The organism is Paenibacillus timonensis (assembly GCF_022427145.1).
In the GTDB taxonomy this organism is placed as follows: Bacteria; Bacillota; Bacilli; order Paenibacillales; family Paenibacillaceae; genus Fontibacillus; species Fontibacillus timonensis.
The window spans coordinates 1-7,225 of the sequence record NZ_JAKSXN010000107.1 but is presented as its reverse complement, the minus strand read 5'-3'; the positions used below and the strand labels follow the sequence as shown (position 1 = coordinate 7,225).

At 56.8% G+C, this 7,225-nt stretch carries 7 protein-coding genes; 3 read left to right on the top strand and 4 right to left on the bottom strand.

The window, feature by feature from the left end; all coding sequences use genetic code 11:
• Positions 1–227 precede the first annotated feature (227 nt).
• The gene (locus MJ257_RS24050; protein ID WP_240271709.1) at positions 228–2,123 is read right to left on the bottom strand and encodes a PrkA family serine protein kinase; all 1,896 of its coding nucleotides are present in this window, start codon (positions 2,121–2,123) and stop codon (positions 228–230) included.
• 230 nt (positions 2,124–2,353) lie between these two features.
• On the opposite strand from MJ257_RS24050, the gene MJ257_RS24045 reads away from it, so the two are divergent.
• The gene (locus MJ257_RS24045) at positions 2,354–3,112 is read left to right on the top strand and encodes a DUF2161 family putative PD-(D/E)XK-type phosphodiesterase (protein ID WP_240271707.1); all 759 of its coding nucleotides are present in this window, start codon (positions 2,354–2,356) and stop codon (positions 3,110–3,112) included.
• Here MJ257_RS24045 and MJ257_RS24870 read toward each other — a convergent pair.
• Positions 3,109–3,243: a hypothetical protein gene (locus tag MJ257_RS24870; protein WP_275693966.1), complete on the bottom strand. Its 135-nt coding sequence runs from the start codon at positions 3,241–3,243 to the stop codon at positions 3,109–3,111. The two genes, MJ257_RS24045 and MJ257_RS24870, sit on opposite strands and share 4 nt — an antisense overlap.
• Before the next feature lie 36 nt (positions 3,244–3,279).
• On the bottom strand, positions 3,280–4,746 hold the full coding sequence (locus MJ257_RS24040; protein ID WP_240271705.1) for an aminotransferase-like domain-containing protein: 1,467 nt from the start codon (positions 4,744–4,746) through the stop codon (positions 3,280–3,282).
• 201 nt (positions 4,747–4,947) lie between these two features.
• On the opposite strand from MJ257_RS24040, the gene MJ257_RS24035 reads away from it, so the two are divergent.
• Together MJ257_RS24035 and MJ257_RS24030 are read left to right on the top strand one after the other, a co-directional pair.
• Positions 4,948–5,358 carry a hypothetical protein gene (locus tag MJ257_RS24035; protein WP_240271703.1) on the top strand — a complete coding sequence of 137 codons (411 nt, stop codon included), beginning with the start codon at positions 4,948–4,950 and terminating at the stop codon, positions 5,356–5,358.
• Positions 5,355–6,422 carry a phosphodiester glycosidase family protein gene (locus MJ257_RS24030; protein WP_240271701.1) on the top strand — a complete coding sequence of 356 codons (1,068 nt, stop codon included), beginning with the start codon at positions 5,355–5,357 and terminating at the stop codon, positions 6,420–6,422. The genes MJ257_RS24035 and MJ257_RS24030 overlap by 4 nt, the downstream gene beginning before the upstream one ends.
• Positions 6,423–6,982: 560 nt before the next feature.
• Here the strand turns inward: MJ257_RS24030 and MJ257_RS24025 are convergent.
• The coding region (locus MJ257_RS24025; RefSeq protein WP_240271699.1) for a hypothetical protein at positions 6,983–7,225 on the bottom strand (243 nt) is incomplete at its 5' end.

The following is a 7,225-nucleotide window of genomic DNA, read 5'->3' as shown; positions in this document are numbered from 1 at the left end:
CGTTTGGAGGACGATTAGCTGTAAAAAGTAACGTAAATTTCGGCGGTTTTGCTGGTATGGCAGGGAATACGCGAAATTAGAGTTACTTTTTCCAGTTAATTTACTGAAACGGCCTTCTTGCTCCAAATTAACGGTAGAAAATCCAGTTAAACTCGACACGTCGGACAAAACAGATACACAAAAAAGGCGGAGGGCTCCCCCTCCACCTTACCCTTTCCACTCACTCGTTACCGGTTCAGCAAACTCCCCACATAACGGAGCAGCTCGTTGGCGCACACCGGGCAGTAGCCATGCTCGTCGATCAGCCGCTTGCTGACCTCGTTGATGCGTTTGAGCTGGTTTTCGTCCGGCGTTTTGGTCGAGGTCGTGATCTTCACGATGTCCTTGAGGTCGGCGAACAGCTTCTTCTCGATCGCTTCCCGCAGCCGGTCGTGGTGGTTATATTCAAATTTCCGCCCTTTGCGCGAGTACGCGGAGATGCGGATCAGAATTTCCTCTCTGAACGCCTTTTTGGCATTTTCCGAAATGCCGATTTGCTCTTCGATCGAGCGCATCAGCCGCTCGTCGGGATCCATCTCCTCGTCGGTAAGCGGATCGCGGATTTTCGTCCAGTTGCAGAACGCCTCGATGTTATCGAGGTAGTTCTCGAACAAAGTGCGCGCCGATTCCTCGAATGAGTAGACGAACGCTTTTTGCACTTCTTTTTTGGCGAGTTCGTCGTATTCCTTGCGGGCAATGCTGATAAAGTTCAGGTAACGTTCGCGTTCTTCCTTCGTGATCGAAGCATGCTGGTCCAGGCCGTCCTTGATGGCCCGCAAAATATCGAGGGCCCCCATGCAATGCAAATCCTGCTTGATCAGCGCGCTGGAAATCCGGTTGATGACGTAACGCGGATCGACGCCGGACATGCCCTCCTCCAGGTACTCGTTTTGCAGCTCCTTCAAATCGGCGTCCTTGTAGCCCTCGACTTCTTCGCCGTCGTAGAGACGCATTTTTTTCACCAGATCGACGCCTTGCTTCTTCGTCTCCTTCAACCGGGTCAAGATGGAGAAGATCGCCGCCGCCCTCAGGGCATGCGGGGCAATATGGATGTGGCTCATATCGCTTTGGCCGATCAGCTTGGCGTAAATTTTCTCCTCCTGCGACACCTTGAGGTTATAAGGGATCGGCATGACAATCATCCGCGACTGCAGCGCTTCGTTTTTCTTATTGGCGATAAACGATTTGTACTCCGCTTCGTTCGTATGCGCGATGATTAGCTCGTCGGCCGAGATCAGCGCGAACCGCCCCGCCTTGAAATTCCCCTCCTGCGTCAGGGACAGCAGGTTCCACAGGAACTTCTCGTCGCATTTCAGCATTTCCTGGAACTCCATCAGGCCGCGGTTGGCCTTGTTCAGCTCGCCGTCAAAGCGGTACGCCCGCGGATCGGATTCCGATCCGTATTCGGTGATCGTGGAAAAATCGATGCTGCCGGTCAAATCGGCAATGTCCTGCGACTTCGGATCCGACGGGCTGAACGTGCCGATCCCGATGCGGTCGTCTTCGGACAAGAGCACCCGCTCGACCTTGACGTTTTCGATGTCGCCGCCGTATTCCGTCTTCAGCCTCATCTGGCACACGGGGCATAAATTGCCTTCGATCCGGACGCCCAGCGTTTTCTCCACTTCCGGCCGAAGCTCGTGGGGAACAAGGTGAAGCGGGTCCTCGTGCATCGGGCACCCGGCGATGGCGTACACCGCCCCTTGATCCGTCCGGGAAAATTTCTCGAGCCCGCGCTTCAGCAGCGTCACGAGCGTCGATTTGCCCCCGCTTACCGGCCCCATCAGAAGCAGAATCCGCTTGCGCACGTCGAGCCGGCGGGCGGCGGAGTGGAAATACTCCTCGACCAGCTTTTCGATGGCCCGATCGAGCCCGAAAATTTCCTGCTCAAAAAATTTATACCTTTTTCTGCCGTCTTCCTCTTCAATGCCATAGGATTTAATCATTTCATAAACCCGGGCATGGGCGGTCATCGCCGGCGAAGGGTCTTGGGCCAACAGTCCGATATAATCTTTAAATGTGCCGCTCCACGACAAGGAGTCGCTTTCCGCCCGGTAAGCCGCTATACGCTCAAAAATGTCCATGTTAGGTACCTCCTGTACTCCCGCTTTGGGGGTTCTCCCGCGTCCCCGATCTTCAGAACTTGCGTGACCCGAATATGGAGCTTCCACGATAAAAAGTGTATTACATTCCTATGCGCCGGGACGGGAGAAGTTGACCTTTTTTCCGATGAAAATATTCGGATCGAAAAAGTAGGAATTGAGCTTTGTGATATAATTTGGATCATGATCATGGGAATGAAAAGGGGATCGTCATGGCGGTACAGCATGAGACGGAATTGTACGCTCCGCTGAAGGCTTTTTTTGAGGAGCGGGGGTATGTGATCAAAAGCGAGGTGCGGCATTGCGACCTGGTCGGCGTTCAGCCCGGCAGCGACGAGCCGCTGATCGTGGAAATGAAAAAGACATTTAATCTTCCCCTGCTGCTGCAGGGATTGGAACGCCAGCGCCTGAGCACCGAGGTGTATCTGGCCGTAGAGCGTAACCGCGCCAAAAAAGGGGCGCACAACCAGCGGTGGAGCGAAATCACGTTGCTTTGCCGCCGGCTGGGGCTGGGACTGATCGCGGTAACCCGGTATAAAACGAAACCGGCCTTCGTGGAGATTCTATGCTCGCCGGGGAACGAAGCCTTGTACACCCCGGGGCCGAAGGTGGTCAAACGGCGGGCGGACAAGCTGCTGCAAGAGTTCCACGAACGCAGCGGCGACTATAACGTGGGCGGCAGCACCGGCACCAAGCTGGTGACGGCCTACCGCGAACGGGCGCTGCGCGTGGCGCTCGCCATCGAGGAGGGCGGCGGCGAGATGGCGCCGAAGGACGCGCGCGACCGCAGCGGCGTCGGCAGCGCCGCCGCGATCCTGCAGCGCGACTACTACGGCTGGTTCCGCCGCGTCGTCCGCGGTCGCTACGCGCTGACGCCGGCCGGCGCGGAGGGGCTTCGCCAATACGCCCACGTCGTCGACGGGTGGCGCCGGGTAGCGGCGGCCGCGGAGCGGGAAGGGGATAGCCTTTAGTCTTTATCCTTTTGATTTTTAGGGTCCGGGATTTGATTTAGTCCTCTCATAAATAACAGATACACATAGATCGCCAACCCAACGCCTGCAATTAAAAGAACGAATTTCCCTATCGCCCATAACGTCTCCATGGGTCAACCTCCTTGATCCGATTCGGGCGGTCTGGATTAGTCCGCGGAGCGCGCCGTGAACTCGGCGAGGGCGGCGGTGAGGCGCGCCAGCCCTTCGCGCAGCCGCGCCGGTCCATGCGCGGCGACGGTGAGCCGGATGAAGCGATCATCCGGCTCTTTGGCATAGCACAGCGTCCCCGGCAGGAACGCGGTGCCTTCCAGCAGCGAAGCGCGCAGCAGCGCTTCGCTGGATACCCCGGCGGGCAGGCGCAGCCAGAGGTACAGCCCGCCGCCGGGGTCTTCCGCGCAGGCGCCGCGCCAAGCGGGCGCCTGCAGCAGCTCCAGCGCGAGCGCGCGCCGCGCGGCATACGCCGCCGCAGCCTCGGCGGCGGCAGCGCGCCCGCGCCCCGCCGGCTGGGCGAGCCAGGCGTGGAGCCGCCCGGCTCGCTCGGCCACGGCCGCCCCCGCGGCGCTGGAGCTGCCGGGCGATGGAACACGGCGCAGCCGTTCCATCGTTTTTGCTTCGCCGCGCAGCCAGGCCAGCGGCAGCTGCGGCGTCAGCGTCCGCTCCAGGGAGCCGAGGCTGAGGATCTCGGCTCCCCATAGACCCGCTTGCTGCCGCAGCGCATGCAGCGACATTGTATCCCCCCGCGCCCTGCACTCTGAACCTTCTGCGCCCTCTGCCTTGATCACATCCACGTTTTTACCTTGGACCTCGTCTATTGTCGTGTGCTCCTCCTGGCTCTTGCCGTTGGCCTCACGTGTCACCTCGTCCTCCGCTTGCTGCTCTCCCGGAACTACGCTCCCGCTCATCCTCTTCGTATTGTCCTTGACCTGACTCTCGGGACTGCCCTTTATTGGTTTCTCCACTTCTTTTCCAAATCCTGCCTCCGCTTCCTCCGCGAACGGGAACAGGCTCGCCGTACCGTCCTCGACGATCGGCACGCCCAGCCGCTCGCTGAACTCCAGCAGCGCCAGCTTGCGCTGCCGGCTCCACACCCGGCCGGACGGATTCGAAAAATGCGGCGTCACGTACGCCAAAGCCGGCCGCCCCCCGGCCGCCTCGCATTTCCGCCGCAGATCGTCCGGCAGCATGCCGTCCCGGTCGCAGGCCACCGGGACCGCACGGATGCCGCGGCGGCGCATCAGCTCCAGCGCCTCCGGCGCGGCCGGCGTCTCGACGAGCACCGTGCCGCCGCCGGGAACCAGCGCCCGCAGCAGCAGGTCAAGCGCCCCATCGGCGCTTTCCGCCAGCATCCATTGCTGCGGGTCCGTGCTAATGCCTTCGGCTTCTTCGTATGCCGAAACCAGCCAATCCAGCAGCGCGCCAGCCCCGCTGCGCCCCTCCTGTACTCCGTCTTGTCCTTCGCCGTCCACGCCATCTTCCCGATCCATGCGTAGACTGCTCCCCATTCCTTGCGACCCAGCCAACGATATCAGGTTGCCTTCCCGCAGCCCTTCTTCGATCTCCCGGGCGAAAGCCGGCGGCAGCCGACGCTTCAGCAAATCCAAACCCGTATCCACAAGTACACCCCGCTTCCATTCACCTGTAAATGCGATTGTACCTCAGGACAAATTTTCCAGACAATGGGGGCCAACCCCCGCGTCCTGTTTGATTTTGGCGAATCCATGCCGAATCTATCATTTTTGCGAACCTAGTGTCGACATGATAGAATGAGAACTGCATCAACACAACTTCTATCAAAATTTTTGAGGTGATTTACCATGCCTTACTCTACGGAACCTGCAACCGTCACCGAAACGAGTCGCAGCAGGAAGACACGGCGGCCTTCCGTAGCCATGATTCTAGTGATTTGGGTCCTACTGATCGGCGCCGGAGTTACCGCGGCCTACATGTATAGCAATCATTTGAAGCAATCGATGGTCGACCAACTGGACGCCAAATGGCAAAACGAAGCCGAGCAAATGAAGGCGGATTATACCGCCCAGTTAACCGCTTTGTCCGGCGAGGTCAAGGATTTGCAAAGCAAGGTGGAAGCCTTCAACGAATTGCTCGAGTTCACGAAGGACAACAGCAGCGAAAAAACGGATAACAGCAATAAATTGTATTCGCAATTGAGTGAGGTCAAGCAGCAGCTAGCCGCGCTCCAGAAAAAAATGGACCTGTTGAAATGATTACGCCGGTCAAACAAATCAACCGTTTTTTTCTGCTGACGACCGGTCCGTTAATCGGTTTGCTTCTTGCTCTCTTCATCAGCGGGGCCGCCATCGAGTGGAATCGGGCTACCCACCCCATCACGCATGAAACCGAAGTATTCCAGACCACCGCATCGATATCGGAGGGATTGACCAAGGCGGAGAAAGATGCCAAAACGACGATCTCCTCCATCCGGCAAACGGCGGAGTTGTATCAGAAGACCACCCAAACGATGAGTTCGATCGTCAAAACGGCAACAACCGCGGCCGCTCGGCCTGAAACCATATACAACCGGCGGATTACGTCCAAATTAGGCGCTCCCTTCGAGACAATTCAAAGCGACCGGATTCGCATCGAATTGTACAAGATCAACCCCGGTACTTACCGTGGATATGCCATGAAGATTCGTCTCAAGTCGCCGGATGCCATGAAAATGACGTTAGGCAACGATCGACTGGGAGGAGCGGAAACGACAAAAAAAGCGGTACAGCGTTACGGCGCGGTTGCCGGCATCAACGCCGGCGGGTTCGCCGATTCCCGCGGGGAACGTTACCCTTTGAGCACCACGATCCTGAACGGGCAATACGTTAACGGATTCGAGCCTACGTATAAGGATTTGTTTTTCGTCGGAATGAACCGGTCGGGCCAATTGATCGGCGGCAAATTTCGGAACAAGGAGAGTCTTGATAAGCTGCAGCCGAAGTTCGGAGCCTCCTTCGTCCCGATCTTGCTGCAAAACGGCGTCAAGCTCCCGATCCCGCCAAAATGGAAGACCTCTCCGCTGCGAGCCCCACGCACGGTGATCGGTAACTACAAGGATGATCAGCTGCTTGTGCTGGTCGTCGACGGCGACAACGAACAAGGCCGTTCCGGAGCTACGCTCGAAGAATTGCAGAACAAGCTGTGGAAAATGGGCGTACAGGATGCCTATAATTTGGACGGCGGAGGCTCTTCCTCCCTGATTGTCAATGGCCGGGTCGTCAACAAACCGTCCGACGGCGCGCTTCGTCCGGTGCCCACCCATTTCTTGTTTTTTAAATAGCAGTCACCTAACGTTCCGCTTGGTGCCGCGTTGTCTATGAAATACTTCACATTATGATTTATTTTTAGGCGATGGCCGGGTATAATAGGGGAAGGAGTACAACGTGGAGGTGTTCGGCTTTGTCATTCTCTTTAACGTTCTGGATTATTGCCATCGTCCTGGCTATGTTTTTGTGCGGGATTTTGACTGCAGCCTATAACGACGATAAAACCAAAGGCCTTTAAGAGGTAACTCCAAAAGGCGGCTTTCCATCACGAAGCAATCCAATGAAGAAGGCTCGGCGTCGAATCTTGCATTCAGCCGGGCCTTCCGTTGCTCTCGTAGCCCCTAGCTACGCTCCGCCCTCATGGCCTATGCTTCTTCCCCTTTGCTTCATCCAACCTTCTCGCTGTTAATAATCCGCCTCATCAACGCGCTAGCACTCGGCTAACGGACGCCAGATGCGCTATTACATGTCTAAGCACTAGCGTCGCATTAACTCTAACCGTTCTTTTCCTCGCCTCCCTATCCAAGCATGAACTGAATTGCACGACATCATCGAAATAACGGAATAGATGCTGTTATTTTCTCACCTCCTCATTGAACCGGCGAAATAACTGCGTATGTGCAGTTATTTTCTGTGATTTTGAGAAAATCGGCCTTTCCCTTGGGAATAACTGCATTCTTGCAGCTATTTCCGGAAAAAAACGGGAAGCGGCGAAAACAGCTGCACTTCTGCAGTTATTTTCCCTGCCGACCCAAACGTTTGCTGCTTTCTCTAGAGTAGCTTCGTTAAGTTCCAACTGCACCTTGCTCACATCCCA